Here is a 19,234-nt window from a genome sequence, read left to right as displayed (position 1 = left end):
CCGTTCTCACCGCTCCACGAGGCCGGTGAAGTCGCGCTCGTTGCGCTCGGCCCGGCGGACGTACCAGTGGGCGATGGCCCAGACGACCGGGTACACGCCGAAGCCGAGGGCGGCCCACACGAGCGCCTCGGGCGCGGGCAGCGCGAGCAGCAGCGGCAGCGAGCCGACGAGCAGGGCCAGGGCCCCGAGGGCGGTGAGGGCGGCACGGAGCTGACTGCGCATCAGGGAACGCACGTAGGTGTGGCCGAGGGTGGTCTGCTCGTCGATCTCGGACCGGGCCGGCGGGTGGGCCGGGCGGCGCCCGGAGGGTGCGGGCACGGCTCCCGGACCGTGGGCGGAGGCGTAGGTGACGGTCTCGCGCCGGGGCCTGCGCGGGGGGTGGTGCTCCGGCATCTGCGTCCGCTCTCTGACTGGCTCCCTGGAGCGTGGAGTGTACGCAGAGGGGGTGCGGCCCCGGTAGGGGTACGCGGCTCAGCCGCCGGCCCGGCGCATCAGGAGGTCCCGCAGGTGGCGGGCGTGGCGGCGGCTCACGGCCAGGTCGGTGTCGCCGAGCCGGACGGAGGTGGCGCCGCCGTCCAGCCGGAGTTCGTCGATGCGGGCGAGGGCCACGAGGTGGCTGCGGTGGATGCGGACGAAGCCCCGGTCGGCCCACCGCTCCTCCAGGGTGGAGATCGGGATGCGGACGAGGTGGCTGCCCTGGTCGGTGTGGAGGCGGGCGTAGTCGCCGTGGGCCTCGACGTAGGCGATCTCGTCGACGGGCACGAAGCGGGTGACGCCGCCGAGTTCGACGGGGACCTGCTCGGGGACGGCCGCGGTGAGTACGGCGGGCGCGGCGGTGGCGTGGACGAGAGCGTGGACGCGGCGCACGGCCTCGGCGAGCCGCTCGCGGCGGACCGGCTTGAGGACGTAGTCGACCGCCTTGAGGTCGAAGGCCTGGAGGGCGAAGCCCTCGTGGGCGGTGACGAAGACGATGTGCGGGGGCCGGGCGAAACCGGCGAGCAGCCGGGCCAGTTCGAGTCCGGTGAGGCCGGGCATGTGGATGTCGAGGAAGACGACGTCGACGGCCTCGTCGCCGTCGGGACCGGCCTCCAGGGCGCGCCCGATCCTGCGCAGGGCCGCGGTGGCGTCCCCGGCGCCCTCGGCGGTCCGCACCCGGGGGTCGGCGCGCAACAGGTAGAGCAGCTCGCCGAGGGCGGGCTCCTCGTCGTCGACGGCCAGTACGCGCAGCATGCGCGGGAGTCTAGGAGCCGGGAATCCCCTGGAGGGAGCCGGGGGCTCTATTTGAGGAGTTTCGACAGGCGGCGGTCGGCGAGGACCTTCCCCCCGGTCTGGCACGTCGGACAGTACTGGAGGGCGGAGTCGCTGAAGGAGACCTCGCGGACGGTGTCGCCGCAGACCGGGCACGGTTCGCCGGCCCGGCCGTGGACGCGCAGGCCGCTCTTCTTCTCGGCCTTGAGCCTGCCCGCGGCGAGGCCGTGGGAGCGTTCGACGGCCTCGCCGAGGGTGCTGCGCATCGCCGTGTACAGGGCGGTGGTCTCCTCCGGGGTGAGGTTCTGGGTGGGTTTGAACGGGGACATCCTCGCGGCGTGCAGGATCTCGTCGCTGTAGGCGTTCCCGATGCCGGCGAGGAGGCTCTGGTCGCGCAGGGCGCCCTTGATCTGGCGGCGCTCTCCCGCGAGCAGGGCGGCGAACTCCGCGGGCCCGAAGTCCTCGGCGAGCGGGTCGGGGCCGAGGCGGGCCACACCCGGGACCTCCTGCGGGTCGTGGACCAGGTGGACGGCGAGGCGCTTGGTGGTGCCCGCCTCGGTGAGGTCGAAGCCGTCGCCGCCGGTGAGGGCGGTGCGCAGCGCCAGCGGGCCCCTGCCGGGCTTCGGCGGGCCGGAGGGCAGGGGGTCCAGCCAGCGGAGCCAGCCCGCGCGCGCCAGGTGGATCAGGAGGTGGAGCTCTCCCGCGGTGCCGGTGGTGGTGAGGTCGAGGAACTTCCCGTGCCTGCCGACCGCGGTGACCTCGGCGCCCTCCACGGCGCTCAGGGGCGGGTCGTACGTCTTGAGGACGCTGATCGCGACGGGCAGGACGCGGGCGATCTCCTTGCCCACCAGGTGCGCGTCGAGGAACGAGCGGAGCGCTTCCACCTCGGGGAGTTCGGGCATGGCTCCACCCTGCCGCAGAGGGGATCGGGGCGCTCGCCGGAGAGCCCTTAGGGTGTCCGACGTGCGCGTACTGCTCGTCGAGGACGACGAAGACCTCCGGTTCGGGGTGGCCGCCGCTCTGCGGGCCGCCGGGCTCGCCGTGGACGAGGCCGCCGATCTGCCCCGGGCCGACGAGGCGCTGTTCGTCACCGCGTACGACTGTGCGGTCTTCGACCGGATGCTGCCGTCCGGGGACGCCGCCGCCTTCGTGGACGGGCTGCGGCGCGCAGGCCGCGGGGTGCCCGTGCTGTTCCTGACCGCGCGCGACTCGGTGGCGGACCGGGTGGAGGGCTTCGCGAGCGGCGGGGACGACTACCTCGTCAAGCCGTTCGCCGTGCCCGAGCTGGTCGCCCGGGTGCGCAGCCTCTGCCGCCGGTCCGCTGTCGTACGCCCGCCGGTGCACCGCGTCGGCGACCTGGAGATCGACACCGCCCGCCGGCACGTCCGCCGCGCCGGGGTGCTGCTCACGCTCACCGGCAGGGAGTTCGCCGTCCTTGAGGTCCTCGCGGCCCGCTCCGACCAGGCGGTGTCCCGCGCCGAGCTGATCGAGAGCTGCTGGGACGAGATGGCCGAACCGCAGTCGAACGTCCTGGAGGTGCTCGTCTCCCAGCTGCGCCGCAAGCTCGGGGACCCGCCGCTGATCCACACCGTGCGCGGGGTCGGCTACCGGCTCGCGCCGCCCGAGGGCGCGCGGTGAGGCGCGTGCGCCCGGGCGGGGCGGGGGCGCTCACGCCGGCGGCCCGGGTGCTGCGGCTGCGCCGGCGGATCAGCCTGCTGTTCGCGCTGACCAGCGCCGTGGGGCTGATCGTGATGGCCGTGCTCGCCGTGCGCGGCGACAGCGGCCGGTGGCGGGAGCAGCTCGACCACACGATGGACGCCGACACCAGCTGGGCGCTCGGGCTCCTGGAGACCGACGAGCACGGGCGGCTCGTCCTGGACGTCCTGGCGGACTCGGTGGACACCGCGTGCCCGCCGCTGACCGTGCTCCTCGTGGACGGGGACGACAAGGGCGCGCTGACGGTCGAGCACGCGCCGACGAAGCCGTGTCTGGCCGTGGACCGGGGCGTGGTCCTGGAGGCGGGCCGTGCGGCGGTGCGTGCCGACGGCGTACGGGCCCTCGACGGGCGGACGACGGGCGGCGATCCGGTGCGCGTGTTCGCGCAGCCCTTCTACGCGCCGGAGGCCGCGGACGACGCGGCGCCGCAGGGCGTGCTCGTGACCGTGTCCGACGCGAGCGCCCAGCGGGACGCCCACCGGCGGCTGGTGTGGCGGGTGACGGTCGGCTGCGCGGTGCTCGTCCTGCTGTCGGCGGCCGTCGGCCACGTCCTGTCGGGGCGGGCGGTCCGGCCCGCGCTCGCCGCGCTCGACCGGCAGGAGGCGTTCCTCGCGGACGCCGCGCACGATCTGCGGACCCCGGCCGCCTCGCTCCGGACGCTCGCCGAGACGGCGCTGCGCGGCGAGACGGACGGCGCGGACGTGCACCGGCGCACGCTGCGCCTCGCGGAGGGGATGGGCCGGCTCGTCGACGGGCTGCTCACCCGGGCCCGTCTCATGTCGGGTACGGCGGCGGTGGCACGGCAGCCGCTGCGTCTGGACCAGTTGGTGGAGGCGGTCGTGGAGGAGGCTCCCGCGGCGGGCCATCGCGTCCGGGTCGAGACCGTGGCGGCGATCGTGGTCGCCGATCCCGATCTCGTGCGCCGGGCCGTCGGCAATCTCCTCGACAACGCCCTCACGCACGGCCACGCGCCGGGCGTACCGGCGGACGTGCTGGTCACGGTGGGCGGGGACGGCACGCTGACGGTCGAGGACGCGGGTCCCGGCCTGCCTCCGGAGGTGGCGGGCGCCCTGTTCGAGCGGTTCCGCAGCGGATCGGGGTCCACCGGACTCGGTCTGTCCATCGCCTCCTGGGTCGCCCACGCCCACGGCGGCAGCCTGACGGCGGAGCGGTCCGCGGCCGGTGGGGCACGGTTCGTCCTGCGGCTTCCGACGACGGGCTGACCGAGGGGCCGGCCGCGAAGGCTCCCTCCCCCGGGCAGGCGTCCTCAGCAAAACCTCAGCATCGTTGCGCGACCCTTCCGTGGACCGATCACCCAGGGGAGTTCCTCGTGTTGCGCACCACCGCCCGCCGCCGGGCCCTCGTCCTCGCCCTCGCCCTCCTCGGCAGCACCTCCCTGGCAGCCTGCACGGCCGGGCCCGCCGGGGACGGGGACCGGCCGCGCGCCTCGGCCGCCCCCGCCGACCCGGCGGCCCGCCCGGACCTGAGGCGCTTCTACGGCCAGAAGCTCGTCTGGCGGCCCTGCGGAGACGTCCGGTGCGCCTCGCTCACCGTGCCGATGGACTACGCGCGCCCCGAGGACGGCCGGACCTTCGTGCTGCCGGTGGCTCGGGCGGCGACCGCCGTCCCGGGGAAGCGGGTCGGCTCGCTCGTCCTCAACCCCGGCGGCCCGGGCGAGCCCGGTGCGAAGCTCGTCGAGGACGGCGTCGCCGACGAGCTCGGCAAGGGCGTGCGGGACCGGTTCGACGTCGTGTCCTTCGACCCGCGCGGTGTCGGCCGGAGCGAGCCGGCCCTGACGTGCCTCACCGATGACGACACCGAAGCCGAGGACGACACCGTGGCCGAGGACGACACCGAAGCCGAGGACGACACCGTGGCCAAGGACGACACCGAAGCCGAAGAGGACCCCGCGGAGCCCGCGGACGAGGCACCCCTCTACCCCCGCACGACGGCCGCGCGCGCCGAGGCCCTCGCCGGCGCGCGGGCGCAGGCCGCCGCGTGCCGGAAGGCCAGCGGTCCGCTGCTGCCGCACGTGGGGACGGTCGACGCCGCCCGGGACCTGGACGTGCTGCGGGCGGCCCTCGGCGAGCGCCGGCTGACCTACGTCGGCTGGTCGTACGGCACGAGCCTGGGCACCTCGTACGCCGAGCAGTTCCCCCGCCGCGTACGGGCGATGGTCCTGGACGGGGCCGTCGACCCGTCGCTGGACTGGCGGCAGCGCGCGCTCGGCCAGTCGGCAGGTTTCCGGGACGCGGTCGAGGAGTACGCCGACTCCTGCGCGGACGTGGTCGGCGAGGGCTGCCCCGGCTCGTCGCCCGGGGAGATACGGGAGCTGATCGACCGGCTCCTCGACCGGACGCGGCGCGATCCGCTGCCGGTCGACGGCTCCGAGGACGGTGTCGGCACGGCGGGCCTGGTCGACGCGCTCAGCCTGTCCATGTACACCCCGGAGGCGCAGTGGGAGCGGCTCTCCGAGGCGCTGCGGGCGGCGGACGAGGGGGACGGCACGAAGCTGGCGGCCCTGGCAGCGGACGGGGACGAGACCCCGGACACGGAGACCGACACCGCCGAGGGGCCCTCGGACGACGTGCCCGAGGACAACGGCGAGGCGGCCCTGATCGCGGTCAACTGTCTCGACGTCCCCCACCCGCGTGACGCGCGGGCCTACTGGGACGCCCTTGCCCCCGCCCACACGGCCGCGGGTCTCTACGGCACCTCCGGGGTGACGAGCGAGCTGGTCTGTGAGGACTGGCCGGCCGGGACGCAGCGGCCGCACCGGGTGAGCGCGCCGGGCGTCCCGCCGGTCCTCGTCGTGGGCACCACGGGCGACCCGGCCACGCCGTACGCCGAGGCGGTGAGCCTGGCACGCCAGTTCCCCGGCGGCATGCTGCTGTCCTTCGAGGCCCCCGGCCACACCGGGTACGGCCGCGACGCCTGTGTCGACGAGAAGGTCGAGGCGTACCTCGTCTCGCTGACGCGGGTCCGCCCCGGCGCTACGTGCGCGCCGTAGCGTCCGGCGGGTCGAGCAGGTCGAGTTCGGCGGTGAGGGCGGCGGCCAGGGCGTCGACGTCGGGGACGGCCGCGCCGTCGGCGACGAGGCCGATGTGGACCCGGCCGCCGTACGGGGACATGGCGACGGCGAGGGACTGGCCGCGGGCGAGCGGGGCCATCGGGAAGAGCGCGTCCAGCGGGGCGCCGCCGAGGGAGAGCGCGGAGCGGGGCAGCGGCACCTGGGTGACCAGGACGTCGAAGAGGAGCCGGGCGGCGCCTGCGGCGAGGGGGGCGCCGAAGCGGTGGGCGAGCGGGTGCAGCTGGTCGGCGAGGAGGGCGACGGCGCCCGCTCCGCGGAAGGGTCCGGCGGCCTTGTTGCGGTCCATGGCGGTCCGGACGGCGGCGAGCCGGGCGGCCGGGTCGGGTTCGGTGACCGGCAGGTCGAGGAGGTAGCCGGAGAGGCTGTTCCCGGGTCCGGCGGGGGCGCCGGGGCGGCGGCGGGAGACGGGGACGAGGGCGCGGGGGTCGGCGCCCGGGAGTGGCATGCCGCGGCTGTCGAACCAGCGGCGCAGGGCGCCGGCGACGAGGGCGAGGAGGACGTCGTTGGCGGTGCCGCCGGTGGTGCGGCGGATGCGGTGGACGCGGTCGAGGGGCAGGGTGGCGGTGGCGATCCGGCGGGTGCCGCTGGAGTCGGCGGCGAGCGGGGTGGCGGGGCGCGCGTCGAGGCGTCCGGCGCGGGCGACGGAGGAGCCGACGACCGAGGCGCCGACCTCGACGGCCCGGCCGAGGTCGCCGAGGCGGTCGCGGGCGATGCCGAGGAGGCGGCCCGGGCCGGGGAGCCAGGAGCGCGGGGGGACGGGGCGGGCGCGGCCCGCGGGGCGGCGGCCCGCGGCGATCTCGTCGAAGATCCCGGCGCCGATGGCGACGGCGCGCATGCCGTCGGCGAGGGCGTGGTGGAGTTTGACGAGGACGGCGAAGGAGCCGTCGGGGGCGCCGCTGAGCAGGTACATCTCCCAGGGCGGGAGGCCACGGGCGACGGGCCGCTCCATGAGTTCGGCGGCGAGCCGGGCGGTCTCGGCGGGGAAGTCGGTGCCGGGGAGGGCGATCTCGCGGACGTGCCGGCGGACGTCGAAGTCGGGGTCGGCGGTCCACGCGGCGCCGCCGACGGGGAACAGGACGTCGCGGACGCGCATCCGGAGCCGGGGGACGGCGGCGGCGCGGCGGGCGAGCAGTTCCAGGACGTCGGGGGGCTGCTGCCGGGTGGTGGGTGGCGGGGGGCCGAAGTGGGCGAGGGCCCCGAGGTGCAGGGGGTGCTCGGTGGATTCCAGGTGCCAGAAGGCCAGGTCCAGGGGTGCCAGTAGCTCGCTGCTCACGGTGTCCTCTTGTCCTGCGGTGTCCTGCGGTGGCCTCCGCGGAGAGGCGGGTGGGGGAAGTCAATCGCGTACCGTCAGTTACGGTCAAGTACGATCAGTTCACGCTCAGTTAACAAGTTCAACGCTCCACGGTGAACTCGCACCACACACACTTGCCGCCGCCGCGTGATTCCACGCCCCACGCGTCGGAGAGCCCGTCGACCAGGAGCAGCCCCCGCCCGGACACGCCCGCCTCCCCGGCCTCGCGGCGCCGGGGCAGGGCGCTGGACCGGTCCTCCACCTCGACCCTGAGCCGCCGCGGGGGTCCGGTCAGCATCCGCAGGGTCACGATCGCCCCGCCGTCGGTGTGCATCAGGGCGTTGGTCATCAGTTCGTCCGCGACGAGTTCGATCTCGTCCGCGCGCTCTCCCGCGCCCCAGGCCCGGACGGCGGCCCGGATCATGTGCCGGGCCGAGCTCAGCGCCTCCGGGTCGTTCTGCGCCACGTGCTGCTGGAAGCGGCCGGTGCCCTGCGGGTGGTAGGTGCCGTGGCGGCGCAGCAGCAGGATCGCGACGTCGTCCTCGCCGCCCCGGTCGGCGACCACGTCGCACAGGTGGTCGGCGAGCTGCTGGAGGTCGGCGGGGCCGCGCCGGACGAGCGAGGAGAGCCACTGGAGTCCCTCGTCGAGGTCGGCTCCGGGCTTCTCCACGAGGCCGTCGGTGTAGAGCATCAGCGTCTGGCCGGGGTCCAGCTCCAGGGTGGTCACGGGATAGTCGAGGCGGCCGAACTCCGCCGAGAGCCCCAGCGGCAGGCCTCCTTCGACCGGAAGTCTCCGGCAGCGTCCGTCGACCTCCCTGATCAGCGGGTCGACGTGACCGGCGCGCACCACCTGGACGACCCCGGTGGCGAGGTCGACCTCCGCGTAGGTGCAGGTGGCGAAGCGTTCGGTGTCGAGCTCGTGGAGGAACACCGAGGCCCGGGCCATGACCGTGGCCGGCGGGTGCCCCTCGGCGGCGTAGGCGCGCAGCACGATCCGCAGCTGGCCCATGACGGCCGCCGCGTGGGTGTCGTGGCCCTGCACGTCGCCGATGACGGCGCCGACCCGCCCGCCGGGCAGCGCGATGACGTCGTACCAGTCGCCGCCGATGTCCCGGCCGAGGCGGGCGGAGCGGTAGCGGACGGCCGTCTGGGCGCCGGGCACCTCGGGGATCCGGCGGGGCAGCATGGCCTGCTGGAGCCCTTCGGCGAGGTCGTGCTCCTGTTCGTAGAGCATGGCCCGCTGGAGGCTCTGGGCGATGCTGCTGCCGAGGGCGACGAGCAGGGTCCGCTCGTCCTCGCTGAATCCGCTCTTGTCGCTGTAGAGCAGCCCGAGCGCGCCGATGGGCCGGGCCTGGGCGATGAGCGGGAGGTAGGCGGCGGCGGTGATGCCGAGACCGCTGATGTGCGGCCAGAGCACCGGGAAGGACTCGGCGAAGTCCCGGGGCGAGTCGATGAACCGGGGGCGCAGGGTGCGGATGACCTCGCTCATCGGGTACGGCTCATCCACCCGGGTGAACCGGGTGCCCGGCACGAACGCGCCTTCCGGTCCCTCGGCGACCAGCTGGATCCGGCCGGCGTCCAGGAGGCCCATCACGAGACTGGCGGCACCGAAGTGTTCGAGCGCGTGCGAGTCGTTGAGCAGGTCGATGACGTCCTGCACGGTCCGGGCGTAGGCGAGGGCCGCCGTGGTGCCCTCGACGACGCCGGCGCGCCGCCGGCGCCCCTCGTCGAGGCCGAGCCGGGCGGCGGACTCGCTGAGTTCGTGGGTGGCGTCGCGCAGGATGCCGACGATGCGGACGGGCCGGCCGCTGTCGTCCCGGTGGACCATGCCCTGGGTGTGGGTCCACTGGTGGCTGCCGTCCCTGCGGCGGATGCGGAAGTACGCGCCGTACTGCTCGCTGCCGTCCTTGAGGGCCTGGGCCACGAGGGTGTCGAGCTGGCGTCCCTCGTCCGGCAGCACCCGGGGGCCCAGGCTCTCGGGTCTGCCGTCGTACTCGCCGGGGTCCATGTCGAAGACGTCGAGGGCGGCGGCGTCCATGGACATGGTCCCCGCGACGAGGTCCCAGTCGAAGCCGCCCATCCGGAAGGCGGAGCCGTAGTCGGCCAGGATCCGTGTCGCGGCCCCCGGCCCCTCCGGCGCACGGCGCGGCCGTGCGCTCGCCTCCCCGCCCCCGTTGCCCGCAGTCATGGGGCCACGCTAGGCGCAGCCCCGCCCGTGCGCACCAGGAAGATCCGTTTCACCCCTGGAAGGTCTCCGGCTGGTCGGGGACCGCCCCGGCCGGGAAGAGCTCGTCGGGCGGCTGCTGCCCGTCCGGGTCGGCGGGCGGCTCGACGGGCTCCGCGAAGGGGTCGGGGAAGGGATCGGTGTACGGGTCGGGGGCCGGCTCCGTGTACGGATCGGGGGCCGGCGGGGTGGGTGCCGACGGATCGGTGCCCGTGCCGCCGGTCCCGGACGGGTCGGGGGCGTCGGGGCGCGGGGTCGTGGGTGCGGGCCGGGCGGGGTCCGGGGAGGTGGGCGCCGGCGGCACGGGGGCCGGGGAGTCGGGGCCGCCGGGGTCGGGCGTTCCGGAACCGGTGAGGGCGCAGGTGTCCGGGTCGCAGGCCGGCGCCACGGCGGGCTCCCGGTCCTCGTCCCCGTCGCTGCCGGTCCGCCGCTCGATCCAGGTGCTGTCGGTGGTGTTCACGATGACCAGGCTGCCGACGACGGTGGTGGTGGGCCGGACGACGATCACCCGGTCGGGGTCGAAGCCGTCCCAGGGTTCGCCCTGGTGGATGCCGCCGGGGTCGGCGGCGGGGCTGCGGAGCGGGTTGCCGCAGGCGCAGCGGACGCGCGGGGAGCCGTACTGGTCGACGAGGACCGAGGTGCCGGTCTGCAGGACGGCCTGGTAGGCGCTCGCCCGGCCCTCGCGGTAGCCGTGGCTGGTGACGCGGGTGTCGGCGCGCAGGGCCACCGGGGTGAGCCCGCGCAGCCAGTCGGCGACGCCGGCTTCGGGGATGCCGGCGGCCTCGGCGAAGGCGCGCGCCTTGGTGCGGTCGGCGGCGAGGAGCGCGACCTGCCGTTCGACGTCGCAGCTGCCGACGGCGCGCGTGCCCCCGTAGAGGCCGGGGGTGGAGCCGGTGACCTCGTGGGCCGGTGAGGGGCCGTCGTCCGGCCCCCGGTCCTGGGCGGCGGGCGGTGCGGTGTTCCGGACGGTGGAGGCGGTGAAGGGGTCGGGGCCGTGGGCGCCGAGCGGCTGGAGGAGGACGTCCTGGACGGGGGCCGCGGCCGGTTCGCCCCCCGCGCCCTCCCAGGCGGTGGAGCAGCCCGCGAGCAGCAGGGCGGGGACGAGCCCCGCGGCGGCGAGGCCGGTTCGCCGCGTCCGGCGGAGGGTTGAGCGCACCTGGTTCTCCCGACTTCTCGGTCCTCCGGGCCCGGCGCCCGGCTGCGGCCAGTCCCTCATGTGTGTCGCAGTGCGTGAGGCGGCGCAAGCGGAGAGCGGCCGACCGGGTCGGCCCGGACGGAGACTTGAACGCGTTCAAGAAAGGGCCTACGCTCGGCTCGCTGGTTGAACACGTTCAAGTGGGGGTGGTGGCGTATGACCGTGCTGTCGGTCCTGGTGAGTTCGGTCGTGATGATCGGCATGTTCTGGGTCGTGCCGACGGGGCTCGCGCTCCTCGACGGTCCCCGGCCACCGGGGTGGGACGCGCTCCGGCGCGCCTGGCCCCTGCTCGCCGTCCCCGGCGCCCTCGCCCTCTGGCTGCCCCGCTCCGGCGCGGCGACCGTGCTCGCCGGCGCCTACGCCCTCGCCACCCTGGCGCTCGCGCTCCAGGCCCCGGCGCGGCTGATGCTGACCCGCTCGGTCCGGCCGAGCGAGATCGCCGTCCTCTCCGCTCTGGTCGCGCCGTCCGTCGCCGGCCTGGCGCTCGTCGCCGAGCGGGCCTCGTACCCGCTGTTCGGCTTCGACCTGGACCTCCTCGCCCTGACCGTCCCGCACTTCCACTTCGCCGGCTTCGCCGCCGCCCTGGTCGCCGGACTCGTCAGCCGCGCCTCGGACGGTCCCGCCGCCCGCCTCGCCGCGCTCAGCGTCCCCGCCGGCACCCTCCTCGTCCTGCTCGGCTACTTCGTCGACGACTGGGCCGAGCTCGCGGGGGCCGTCGTCCTCACGGCCGGCATGGCCGCGGTCGCCGTGCTGACCCTGCGCGAGCGCCGCGAGCTCGCCACCGACCCGCTCACCCGCGGCCTCCTCGCCGTCTCGGCCCTGGTCCTCGTCGTCACCATGCTGCTCGCGCTCAGCTGGGCACTGGGCGAGGCGACCGGACTTCCGCACCTCTCCCTGACCTGGACGGCCGCCACGCACGGCCTGGGCAACGCCCTCGGCTTCGCCGTCTGCGCACTCCTCGCCCGGCACCGCCTCAGGGCGGACCGCCCGTCCCCGTCCCTCCCGCACCGCCCGCGAACGGAGCTTCCGGCATGACCCGCCTCACGCACACCCTCTCCCGCCCCGCCCGCCGCCGCCCGGGCCTCACCTACCGCGAGGTCGGCGCCACCCGCACCCCGGACGCGCTCCCCACGGGCTACCACCACCTGCGCCACAGCACGGTCGTCGGCCACGGCAGGGCCGCGTTCGAGGCCGCGGGGGCGGCCGTCACCACCTGGCGGATGCACCGCAGCTCCGGGGCGCGCGTCCGAGCCGACGCCGGGCGCGCCTGGCCGGGCGTCCAGCTGGAGGTGGCGCTGGGCGCGGGACCGCTGCGGCTGGGCGTCCCCTGCGCGGTGATCTGGACGGCGTACGAGAAGGAGCGCGTCGGCTTCGCCTACGGCACCCTGACCGGGCACGCGGAGTGCGGCGAGGAGTCCTTCGTGGTCGAGCTCGAACCGGACGGCACGGTCCGCTTCACGGTCACCGCCTTCAGCCGCCCCGCCACCTGGTACACCCGGCTCGCCGGGCCACTGGTCCCCCGGCTCCAGCACGCGTACGCGCGCCGTCTCGGCCGGACGCTCGGGCGCCTCGTCAGGACGTGATCCCGGGCCGATACTGGTAACGATGGAGTGGTTCACGGCGCCCGACCAGTGGCTGGGCCGGATCGTCTTCCAGCGGGGCCTCGCCGGGCTGTACTGCGTGGCGTTCCTTTCGGCAGCCCTGCAGTTCCGGGCGCTGATCGGGGAGCGCGGCATGCTCCCCGTACCGGAGTACGTGCGCCGCACCCGCCCGCGCGACACCCCCTCGCTCTTCCACTGGCGCTACTCCGACCGCCTCTTCGCGACCGTCTCCTGGTCCGGCGCCGCCCTCGCGCTCGCGCTCGTCGCGGGCGCCGGGGACGCGGTGCCGCTGCCGGTCTCGATGCTGCTCTGGCTGGTGCTGTGGGGGCTGTACCTGTCGATCGTGAACGTGGGCCAGACCTGGTACTCCTTCGGCTGGGAGTCGCTGCTCCTGGAGACCGGCCTCCTCGCCGTCCTCCTCGGCAACGACGACACCGGCCCGCCCGTCCTCGTCCTCTTCCTGCTGCGCTGGCTGCTCTTCCGGGTCGAGTTCGGCGCCGGCCTCATCAAGATCCGCGGCGATCCCTGCTGGCGGAACCTGACCTGCCTTTACCACCACCACGAGACCCAGCCGATGCCCGGCCCGCTGAGCTGGTTCTTCCACCACCTGCCCCGCCCGCTGCACCGGGTGGAGGTGGCCGCCAACCATGTCGTCCAGCTGTTCGTCCCGTTCCTGATCTTCGCCCCGCAGCCGGTGGCCACGGTGGCGGCCGGACTGATGGCGGCGACCCAGCTGTGGCTGGTGCTCTCCGGCAACTTCGCCTGGCTGAACTGGCTCACGATCGTGCTCGCGCTCTCCGTCGTGGACGCCTCCCCGGTCGTCGGCGAGCACCCCCAGCCGGATCCGCCGCTCTGGTACGTGGTCGTGGTCGTCGCGATGACCGCCTTCGTCCTGGTACGGAGCTACCGCCCGGCGCGCAACCTGCTCTCCAAGCACCAGGCGATGAACCGCTCGTACGACCCGTACCACCTGGTCAACAGCTACGGCGCCTTCGGCACCGTGGGACGGGTCCGGGACGAGATCGTCGTCGAGGGCACCGACGACCCGGTGCCGCACCCGGGCACGGTGTGGCGGGAGTACGGATTCAAGGGCAAGCCCGGCGATCCGCGCCGGCTGCCCCGCCAGTTCGCCCCGTACCACCTGCGGCTCGACTGGCTGATGTGGTTCGCCGCGCTCTCCCCCGGATACGCGCGCGAGTGGTTCGGGCCCTTCGTGGAGCGGCTGCTCGACGGCGACCGGGACACCCTGCGGCTGCTCGCCCACAACCCGTTCCCGGACGCGCCCCCGGCCCTCGTCCGCGCCCGGCTCTACCGCTACCGGTACACGACCTGGCACGAGCTGCGGACGACCGGGGCCTGGTGGCACCGGACGCTGGTACGGGAGTACCTGCCGCCGATCCGCCTGCGGGAACCCACGGACACCTCCCGCTGAACGCACCGGTGCCCCCGGACCGCGAACGGCCGGGGGCACCCGGGGTGAAGCGGGTGGATCAGTCGATACCGGGCAGGATGTGGGGCTCCGCGAGGTCCTCCTCGTAGCCGGCGAGCCGGATCGGGGCCGCGTGGGCCCACACGTCGAGGCTGCCCAGCTCGCCCTTCCGGCGGGGCCGGTCGTTGCGTTCGGCCGGTCGCGGTTCCTGCTTCGTCAGTTCGGTTGTCACCGCGCACTCCTTTGTGTCGCGTACCTGTGGGACAAGTGCCGGTTCGGTCGCGGTGGCGCCGTTCAGGGCGGGACCGCGGCCTTGGTGGCAGGCCTGTCCCAGGGAAGGCCGTGAAGAATGTGTGGCTCCTCGGTGGCCGACCGTGTGCCTCAGATTAACCAAATGAGCACGCCTGCGCTCTACCGGGCTCCAAAGTGTGATGCGATCGAGTGAACGGAGCCGAAAAAGCGCCCCATCGGGCCGACGGGGCGCTCTTGCCTGAACGGCGGGACCCGCTGTAGCGGGGCCTCGGGGACGGCTACCAGTTCGCGGGGGCGTAGTCCTTCAGGAAGCAGCCGTACAGGTCCTCGCCCGCCTCGCCGCGCACGACCGGGTCGTACACCCGGGCCGCGCCGTCGACGAGGTCCAGCGGGGCGTGGAAACCGGCCTCGGCGAGACGCAGCTTGTCGAAGTGCGGACGCTCGTCGGTGATCCAGCCGGTGTCGACCGAGGTCATGAGGATGCCGTCCGTCTTGAACATCTCCTCACCGCTGGTTCGCGTCACCATGTTCATGGCGGCCTTCGCGGCGTTGGTGTTCGGGTGGCCGGCGCCCTTGTAGCCGCGGCTGAAGACGCCCTCCATCGCGGAGACGTTCACGACGTACGAGCGACCGCTGGCGGCCTTCTTCGCCGCCTCGGCCATCACCGGACGCAGCTTGCTGATCAGGATGAACGGCGCCGTGTAGTTGCACAGCTGGGTCTCGAGCAGCTCCACCGGGGAGATCTGCTCGATGCTCTGCACCCAGGTGTTGGACTCGACGACGTCGGGCACGAGGCCGCCCGCGTCGATGGCGGTGCCGTCGAGGTGACGGGCGATGCTGGCGTTGCCCGCGACCAGGGCGAGGTCCGCGACCTGCTGCGCCTCCAGGTCACGCACGCCGGCGGGAAGCTCGGACGATCCCACGAGCTCGCCGACGGCGCCCGAGTTGAACGCGCCGATGACGTGGTGGGCGGGCAGCTCGCCGGCGGGCAGCGGAGCGCTCTCGCCCTCGACGAGCGCGGCGTACGCGGAGGGCAGCCGGCGCACGGTCTGCGTCGCGTTGTTGATGAGGATGTCGAGCGGGCCCGCCTCGGTCATCTGGTCGGCGAGCGCGACGGCCTGGGCCGGGTCGCGCAGGTCGATGCCGACGACCTCCAGACGGTGCATCCAGTCCGCGGAGTCCTCCATCGCCTTGAAGCGGCGGATGGCGTCCTTGGGGAAGCGGGTGGTGATGGTGGTGTGGGCGCCGTCGCGCAGCAGCCGCAGCGCGATGTACATGCCGATCTTCGCCCGGCCGCCGGTGAGCAGCGCGCGCTTGCCGGAGAGGTCCGCACTGGCTTCGCGCTTGGCCCGGTTCAGCGCCGCGCACGGCTGGCAGAGCTGGTGGTAGAAGTAGTCGACCTCGACGAACCGCGTCTTGCAGACGTAGCAGGAGCGCGGACGCTGGAGTATCCCCGCGATCCGGCCCTCCTCGGTGACGGAGGTGGGCAGCAGGCCCTCGGTCTCGTCGTCGATGCGCTGCGCGGAGCCGGTGGCCGTGGCCTCGGTGACCGCCTTGTCGTTGGCGGTCTTCGAGGCCCGGCGCTCCTGGCGGCGGCGCTGCTTCACCGTCCGGTAGATCCCGGCGGTGGCGCGCCGCACGGTGATCGCGTCCGGGTGGTCGACGTCGATCTTGTCGAGCTCGTCGAGGACGCTCAGGCAGACGGCCAGGCGCTCGGGGTCGATACCCGGCCCGTGGTCCTGGAATTCTTCGGTCACCGTCATGGCCTTCGGGTTCCTCGTTCGCTCGTACGTCGCCGCTCGCGGGCTTTCAAAGACCCAACTTTACGGAGCGGGGGGCCGCGCCTCCAAACCCGTTCGGGGGGCGTGGTCGAAGACACAGTCCCCGCACAGCCCGCCGGCCGGGCAGCGGTAGTAGAGGCAGCAGCTGGTCCGGCGCAGCCGGGGGCCCCGGACCGTCCCTGCGAGGTCCGGATGCTCCAGGAGGCCCGAGACGAGGGCGCCGGCCCGCTCGGCCGCGTCCGGACTCCCGTGGGCGCGGGCCCAGCGGACGAGCTCCCGCAGCGCGCCGGCGAGGGCGGAGCCCGCGTTGCCCCACAGGAGCCGCGGGGAGATGTTCCCGTCGCGGCGCAGGGCCGCGTGGAGCGGGACGAGATGGGCCGCCTGGACGGCCGCGCGCAGCTCGTCCACCGTCGCGGGACGGGTCGCCGAGCCGGCCCACCACAGGTCGTCGGGCGAGGTCAGCGCCCCGTCCCAGTACAGCTCGGAGGGGTCGAGGAGCGGGAAGCGGCCGTGGATCGCGGCCGGGCCGAGGGCGGTGGACCAGAGCCGGGCGGCGAGCCCGAGGTGGGCGACGGACGCCCCGACGCGTCGCTCGGGGGCCCCGAGGCGGGCGGCGACGCGGTCCACGCGCGCGGTGAGGGGCCCGGTCTCCCCCGCGTACAGGACGGAGAGGGGGCGGTGTGCGCCGCCGGTCGCCGGGGCGCTCGTCCGCAGGGCGAAGAAGCCGCCCGGCGACCCGCCGTCGTCGCTCGCGCCGCGTTCCATGCGCACGCCCCCCCGCCCCGGAGTCCTGTGGTCGGCTCCACCGTAACTTCTCCGAGGTCTTCCGAAGACTTTCGAAAGGGCTTCCGGAGCGGCTCCAGAATGATCGGAAAGCCTGCTTTGCACCCGTTCCGACCTGCGAGGGCGTACATCCCGAGGCGTACACGGAGGCCGCGTACTGCGTCGGTGGTATCCGCGAAGACGTCCCCTGGTACGACGACGCGGACGGCCGGGAGGAGAGATCGTGGAAGGTATGAGTCCACTCATGCTGTCCGTCGTCCTGGCCCTGGCCTCCGCGGTCGCCTACGCGGCCGCGGCGATCGTGCAGGAGCGGGTCGCGGCCTCCGCCGCGGGTCCGCGCTACGCGCCGCTGCGCAGCGGCGCCTGGTGGGTGTCCGTCCTCCTCAACGGCATCGGCGCGGCCCTGCACGTCGCCGCCCTGGCGTACGGGCCGCTCAGCCTGGTCCAGCCCCTCGGTGCCCTCACCATCGTCTTCGCGCTGCCCATGGCGGCCCTGTTCGTCGGCCGCCGCGCCGGGCGGCGGGCCTGGCGCGGCGCGCTCATGGCGACGGTGGGCCTCGCCGGGCTGCTCAGCCTCACGAACGGCGCCGAGGCCCGGTCCCTGACCGACGGGGAGCGCTGGCTGCTCGCGGGCGCCACCTTCGGCGCGGTGGCCGTCCTGTTCACGGCCGCGCGCCTGGCCGGGCGGTCCGTGCTGCGCAGCGTCGTGCTCGCCGCGGCGGCCGGCGTCTCCTTCGGCATGGCCTCGGTGCTCACGAAGTCGGTGGCCGAGGAGTGGACGCCCCGGTCCCCGCTCGCCGAGTGGACGGGCCTGCTCGTGCTCTCGGCGTTCGCGGTGACCGGCCTGCTGCTCTCCCAGGCCTCGTACCGGGGCGCGGGGCTCGCCGCCCCGCTCGCCACCGTCACGGTGGTGAACCCCGTGGTCGCGGCGGCGGTCGGCGTGACGCTCTTCGGCGAGAGCTTCCGCTACGGGGCGCCGGGCACCGTCGCCGCACTGGTCTGCGGCGCGGTCGCCGCGGGCGGCCTCGTCCAGCTCACGCTCGACCGCATGACGGTCCCGCCGGAGTCGCGGTCGGTGTCATCCGGCTCCCCCGTGGCGTCAGACGGAGACTCCCCGCGCCCTGAGGTAGGCCAGGGGGTCGATGTCGGATCCGTACCCGGGACCCGTCCGAATCTCGAAGTGGAGGTGCGGTCCCGAGCTGTTGCCGGTCGATCCTGAGCGCGCGATGCGCTGACCGGCGTGCACCCGCTGACCCTCGCGGACGGTGAGCGCGGAGAGGTGCGCGTACTGGCTGTAGCGGCCGTCGTCGTGGCGCAGGACGATCTGGTAGCCGTACGCGCCGCCCCACCCCGCCGAGACGACCCGGCCGCCGGCGACGGCCTTGACCGAGGTGCCGGTGGGCACGGGGAAGTCGACGCCGGTGTGATAGCCGCTGGACCAGGAGGACCCTCGGGTGCCGTAGCGGGTGCCGATGTCCGCGGAGACGGGCGCGGAGTAGCCGTCTCCGGAGGGCTTGGCGGCGGGCTTGGGCCTGGGGTGGACGACGGGCCGGTGGGTCGGCTTGGGCTGGGCCACGGGCTTGTGGCTCGGCTTGGGCTTGGGCTGGGCGACGGGCTTGTGGCTCGGCCTGGCGGTGGCCTTCGGGGCCGGCTTGACGGGTGGCTTCGTGGAGGGGCGTGCGACGGGGGCCTGGGCGGGCAGGGCCCGGGGATGCGCGGCCTTGGTCGGCGCGGCGCCGACCGGCCGGGCGGTCTGCGGGGACGGGGCGGCCTTCTCGGCGGCCTTGCGCTCCGCCTTCTGGGCCTTCTCCGGCTTTCCCGCCTCCTCGGCCCTCTCGGCCTTCTCGGCCCTCTCGGCACTCTTCGGCACCGTGATGCGCAGGGTGAGGCGCTGGCCCGGGTGGATGAGGTCGGGGTCGTCGCCGACGACCCGCCGGTTGGCCTCGTACAGACGCTGCCAGCCGCCCTTGACGTGCTCCTCGACGGCAATCTTCGACAGGGAGTCGCCGGGCGTCACCGTGTACATCTCGCGCACCGTGGGCACGGTGGTCGGGCTCGCGCTCCGCGCCGGCCGCTCGGGTAAGAGGCGCTGACCGGGCAGGGACGCGGTGCGGACGTCGTTCCCGCCGCCGGTCGGTTCGGCCGCCGTGGCGCGCCGGGGGGTGACGCCGGGCGACTCGCCGCCGCGGGCGAGCCCGGCGTCGGGGCCGCAGGACGGCCAGGCGCCGGGTCCCTGGCCCTTCAGGACGCGTTCGGCGATCGCGATCTGCTGGTCCTTGGAGGCGAGGTCGGCGCGCGGCGCGTAGTGCGTGCCGCCGTACCGCTCCCAGGTGGACTGGCTGAACTGGAGGCCGCCGAAGTAGCCGTTGCCGGTGTTGATGTGCCAGCTGGAGGAGGACTCGCAGGACGCGACCTTCTCCCAGACGTCCAGCGAGGCGGCCTGGGCGGCGCCCGCGCCGATCAGCGGCAGCGCCATTCCGGCGCCTCCCGCCGTGACGGTGAGCGAGGCGCGGTTGATCCGGCTCGGCTGGTGGCGGCGGTGACGTCCGCGTACGGCCATGGGCCCCCCTTGAACACAGCAGCAGCCGTCCAAGTTAGGGGTGGCGCACGCTCCGTGACAAGG

The 19,234-nt window shown here is 74.7% G+C and carries 17 protein-coding genes; 7 read left to right on the top strand and 10 right to left on the bottom strand.

Going from position 1 to position 19,234, the window contains the following annotated elements:
• Positions 1 to 6 precede the first annotated feature (6 nt).
• From ACN9MM_RS33400 to ACN9MM_RS33390, 3 genes are all read right to left on the bottom strand, one after another.
• Positions 7 to 393, bottom strand: coding sequence for a hypothetical protein (locus ACN9MM_RS33400; protein WP_426367467.1), 387 nt, complete (start codon positions 391 to 393; stop codon positions 7 to 9).
• Between the two features lie 78 nt (positions 394 to 471).
• Complete coding sequence (locus tag ACN9MM_RS33395) at positions 472 to 1,230, bottom strand: LytR/AlgR family response regulator transcription factor (protein WP_426367466.1); 759 nt, start codon at positions 1,228 to 1,230, stop codon at positions 472 to 474.
• Positions 1,231 to 1,277: 47 nt separating this feature from the next.
• Positions 1,278 to 2,150, bottom strand: a complete 873-nt coding sequence (locus tag ACN9MM_RS33390; protein WP_426367465.1) for an Fpg/Nei family DNA glycosylase — start codon at positions 2,148 to 2,150, stop codon at positions 1,278 to 1,280.
• Positions 2,151 to 2,211: 61 nt separating this feature from the next.
• Between ACN9MM_RS33390 and ACN9MM_RS33385 the strand changes: the two genes are divergently transcribed.
• From ACN9MM_RS33385 to ACN9MM_RS33375, 3 genes are all read left to right on the top strand, one after another.
• Complete coding sequence (locus ACN9MM_RS33385; protein ID WP_426367464.1) at positions 2,212 to 2,886, top strand: response regulator transcription factor; 675 nt, start codon at positions 2,212 to 2,214, stop codon at positions 2,884 to 2,886.
• Positions 2,883 to 4,187 (top strand): sensor histidine kinase, encoded by a 1,305-nt coding sequence (locus ACN9MM_RS33380; protein ID WP_426367463.1) that lies wholly within the window; start codon positions 2,883 to 2,885, stop codon positions 4,185 to 4,187. Before ACN9MM_RS33385 ends, ACN9MM_RS33380 begins: the two co-directional genes overlap by 4 nt.
• 107 nt (positions 4,188 to 4,294) lie before the next feature.
• Positions 4,295 to 5,974 (top strand): alpha/beta hydrolase, encoded by a 1,680-nt coding sequence (locus tag ACN9MM_RS33375; protein WP_426367462.1) that lies wholly within the window; start codon positions 4,295 to 4,297, stop codon positions 5,972 to 5,974.
• On the opposite strand, the gene ACN9MM_RS33370 is transcribed toward ACN9MM_RS33375, so the two are convergent.
• From ACN9MM_RS33370 to ACN9MM_RS33360, 3 genes are all read right to left on the bottom strand, one after another.
• Positions 5,958 to 7,328, bottom strand: a complete 1,371-nt coding sequence (locus ACN9MM_RS33370; RefSeq protein WP_426367461.1) for a wax ester/triacylglycerol synthase family O-acyltransferase — start codon at positions 7,326 to 7,328, stop codon at positions 5,958 to 5,960. The two genes, ACN9MM_RS33375 and ACN9MM_RS33370, sit on opposite strands and share 17 nt — an antisense overlap.
• Positions 7,329 to 7,446: 118 nt before the next feature.
• The gene (locus ACN9MM_RS33365; protein WP_426367460.1) at positions 7,447 to 9,534 is read right to left on the bottom strand and encodes a SpoIIE family protein phosphatase; all 2,088 of its coding nucleotides are present in this window, start codon (positions 9,532 to 9,534) and stop codon (positions 7,447 to 7,449) included.
• A gap of 49 nt (positions 9,535 to 9,583) precedes the next feature.
• Positions 9,584 to 10,726 (bottom strand): DUF6777 domain-containing protein, encoded by a 1,143-nt coding sequence (locus ACN9MM_RS33360; RefSeq protein WP_426367459.1) that lies wholly within the window; start codon positions 10,724 to 10,726, stop codon positions 9,584 to 9,586.
• 204 nt (positions 10,727 to 10,930) lie between these two features.
• On the opposite strand from ACN9MM_RS33360, the gene ACN9MM_RS33355 reads away from it, so the two are divergent.
• Genes ACN9MM_RS33355 through ACN9MM_RS33345 form a run of 3 tightly spaced genes read left to right on the top strand, consistent with a single transcriptional unit; the run spans position 10,931 to position 13,798 of the window.
• Complete coding sequence (locus ACN9MM_RS33355) at positions 10,931 to 11,800, top strand: YndJ family protein (protein ID WP_426368889.1); 870 nt, start codon at positions 10,931 to 10,933, stop codon at positions 11,798 to 11,800.
• On the top strand, positions 11,797 to 12,348 hold the full coding sequence (locus ACN9MM_RS33350; protein ID WP_426367458.1) for a DUF1990 family protein: 552 nt from the start codon (positions 11,797 to 11,799) through the stop codon (positions 12,346 to 12,348). Before ACN9MM_RS33355 ends, ACN9MM_RS33350 begins: the two co-directional genes overlap by 4 nt.
• A 22-nt stretch (positions 12,349 to 12,370) precedes the next feature.
• A complete protein-coding gene (locus ACN9MM_RS33345) occupies positions 12,371 to 13,798 on the top strand; it encodes a lipase maturation factor family protein (RefSeq protein WP_426367456.1) in 1,428 nt (475 codons plus the stop codon).
• A gap of 58 nt (positions 13,799 to 13,856) precedes the next feature.
• Here ACN9MM_RS33345 and ACN9MM_RS33340 read toward each other — a convergent pair whose 3' ends face one another.
• The 3 genes from ACN9MM_RS33340 to ACN9MM_RS33330 all read right to left on the bottom strand — a co-directional run bounded on the left by ACN9MM_RS33340 (position 13,857) and on the right by ACN9MM_RS33330 (position 16,593).
• On the bottom strand, positions 13,857 to 14,027 hold the full coding sequence (locus ACN9MM_RS33340; RefSeq protein ID WP_426367455.1) for a hypothetical protein: 171 nt from the start codon (positions 14,025 to 14,027) through the stop codon (positions 13,857 to 13,859).
• 298 nt (positions 14,028 to 14,325) lie between these two features.
• On the bottom strand, positions 14,326 to 15,810 hold the full coding sequence (locus tag ACN9MM_RS33335) for an SDR family NAD(P)-dependent oxidoreductase (RefSeq protein WP_426367454.1): 1,485 nt from the start codon (positions 15,808 to 15,810) through the stop codon (positions 14,326 to 14,328).
• A gap of 60 nt (positions 15,811 to 15,870) precedes the next feature.
• On the bottom strand, positions 15,871 to 16,593 hold the full coding sequence (locus ACN9MM_RS33330; protein ID WP_426367453.1) for a (2Fe-2S)-binding protein: 723 nt from the start codon (positions 16,591 to 16,593) through the stop codon (positions 15,871 to 15,873).
• Between the two features lie 250 nt (positions 16,594 to 16,843).
• On the opposite strand from ACN9MM_RS33330, the gene ACN9MM_RS33325 reads away from it, so the two are divergent.
• The gene (locus ACN9MM_RS33325) at positions 16,844 to 17,830 is read left to right on the top strand and encodes a DMT family transporter (protein ID WP_426367452.1); all 987 of its coding nucleotides are present in this window, start codon (positions 16,844 to 16,846) and stop codon (positions 17,828 to 17,830) included.
• Here ACN9MM_RS33325 and ACN9MM_RS33320 read toward each other — a convergent pair.
• Positions 17,711 to 19,171: a peptidoglycan DD-metalloendopeptidase family protein gene (locus ACN9MM_RS33320; protein ID WP_426367451.1), complete on the bottom strand. Its 1,461-nt coding sequence runs from the start codon at positions 19,169 to 19,171 to the stop codon at positions 17,711 to 17,713. The two genes, ACN9MM_RS33325 and ACN9MM_RS33320, sit on opposite strands and share 120 nt — an antisense overlap.
• Positions 19,172 to 19,234 lie beyond the last annotated feature (63 nt).

Origin of the sequence: Streptomyces sp. E-08, assembly GCF_049913095.1 — a bacterium.
Lineage (GTDB): Bacteria > Actinomycetota > Actinomycetes > Streptomycetales > Streptomycetaceae > Streptomyces.
Note: the sequence above shows the minus strand (reverse complement) of the source record. Positions and strands in the feature narration are given on the sequence as shown.

Coding starts and splice junctions, on each gene's coding strand:
- ACN9MM_RS33330 (WP_426367453.1), bottom strand. CDS start 16,593: ATGGAACGCGGCGCGAGCGACGACGGCGGGTCGCCGGGCGGCTTCTTC.
- ACN9MM_RS33400 (WP_426367467.1), bottom strand. CDS start 393: ATGCCGGAGCACCACCCCCCGCGCAGGCCCCGGCGCGAGACCGTCACC.
- ACN9MM_RS33395 (WP_426367466.1), bottom strand. CDS start 1,230: ATGCTGCGCGTACTGGCCGTCGACGACGAGGAGCCCGCCCTCGGCGAG.
- ACN9MM_RS33335 (WP_426367454.1), bottom strand. CDS start 15,810: ATGACGGTGACCGAAGAATTCCAGGACCACGGGCCGGGTATCGACCCC.
- ACN9MM_RS33345 (WP_426367456.1), top strand. CDS start 12,371: ATGGAGTGGTTCACGGCGCCCGACCAGTGGCTGGGCCGGATCGTCTTC.
- ACN9MM_RS33325 (WP_426367452.1), top strand. CDS start 16,844: ATGAGTCCACTCATGCTGTCCGTCGTCCTGGCCCTGGCCTCCGCGGTC.
- ACN9MM_RS33350 (WP_426367458.1), top strand. CDS start 11,797: ATGACCCGCCTCACGCACACCCTCTCCCGCCCCGCCCGCCGCCGCCCG.
- ACN9MM_RS33390 (WP_426367465.1), bottom strand. CDS start 2,150: ATGCCCGAACTCCCCGAGGTGGAAGCGCTCCGCTCGTTCCTCGACGCG.
- ACN9MM_RS33365 (WP_426367460.1), bottom strand. CDS start 9,534: ATGACTGCGGGCAACGGGGGCGGGGAGGCGAGCGCACGGCCGCGCCGT.
- ACN9MM_RS33320 (WP_426367451.1), bottom strand. CDS start 19,171: ATGGCCGTACGCGGACGTCACCGCCGCCACCAGCCGAGCCGGATCAAC.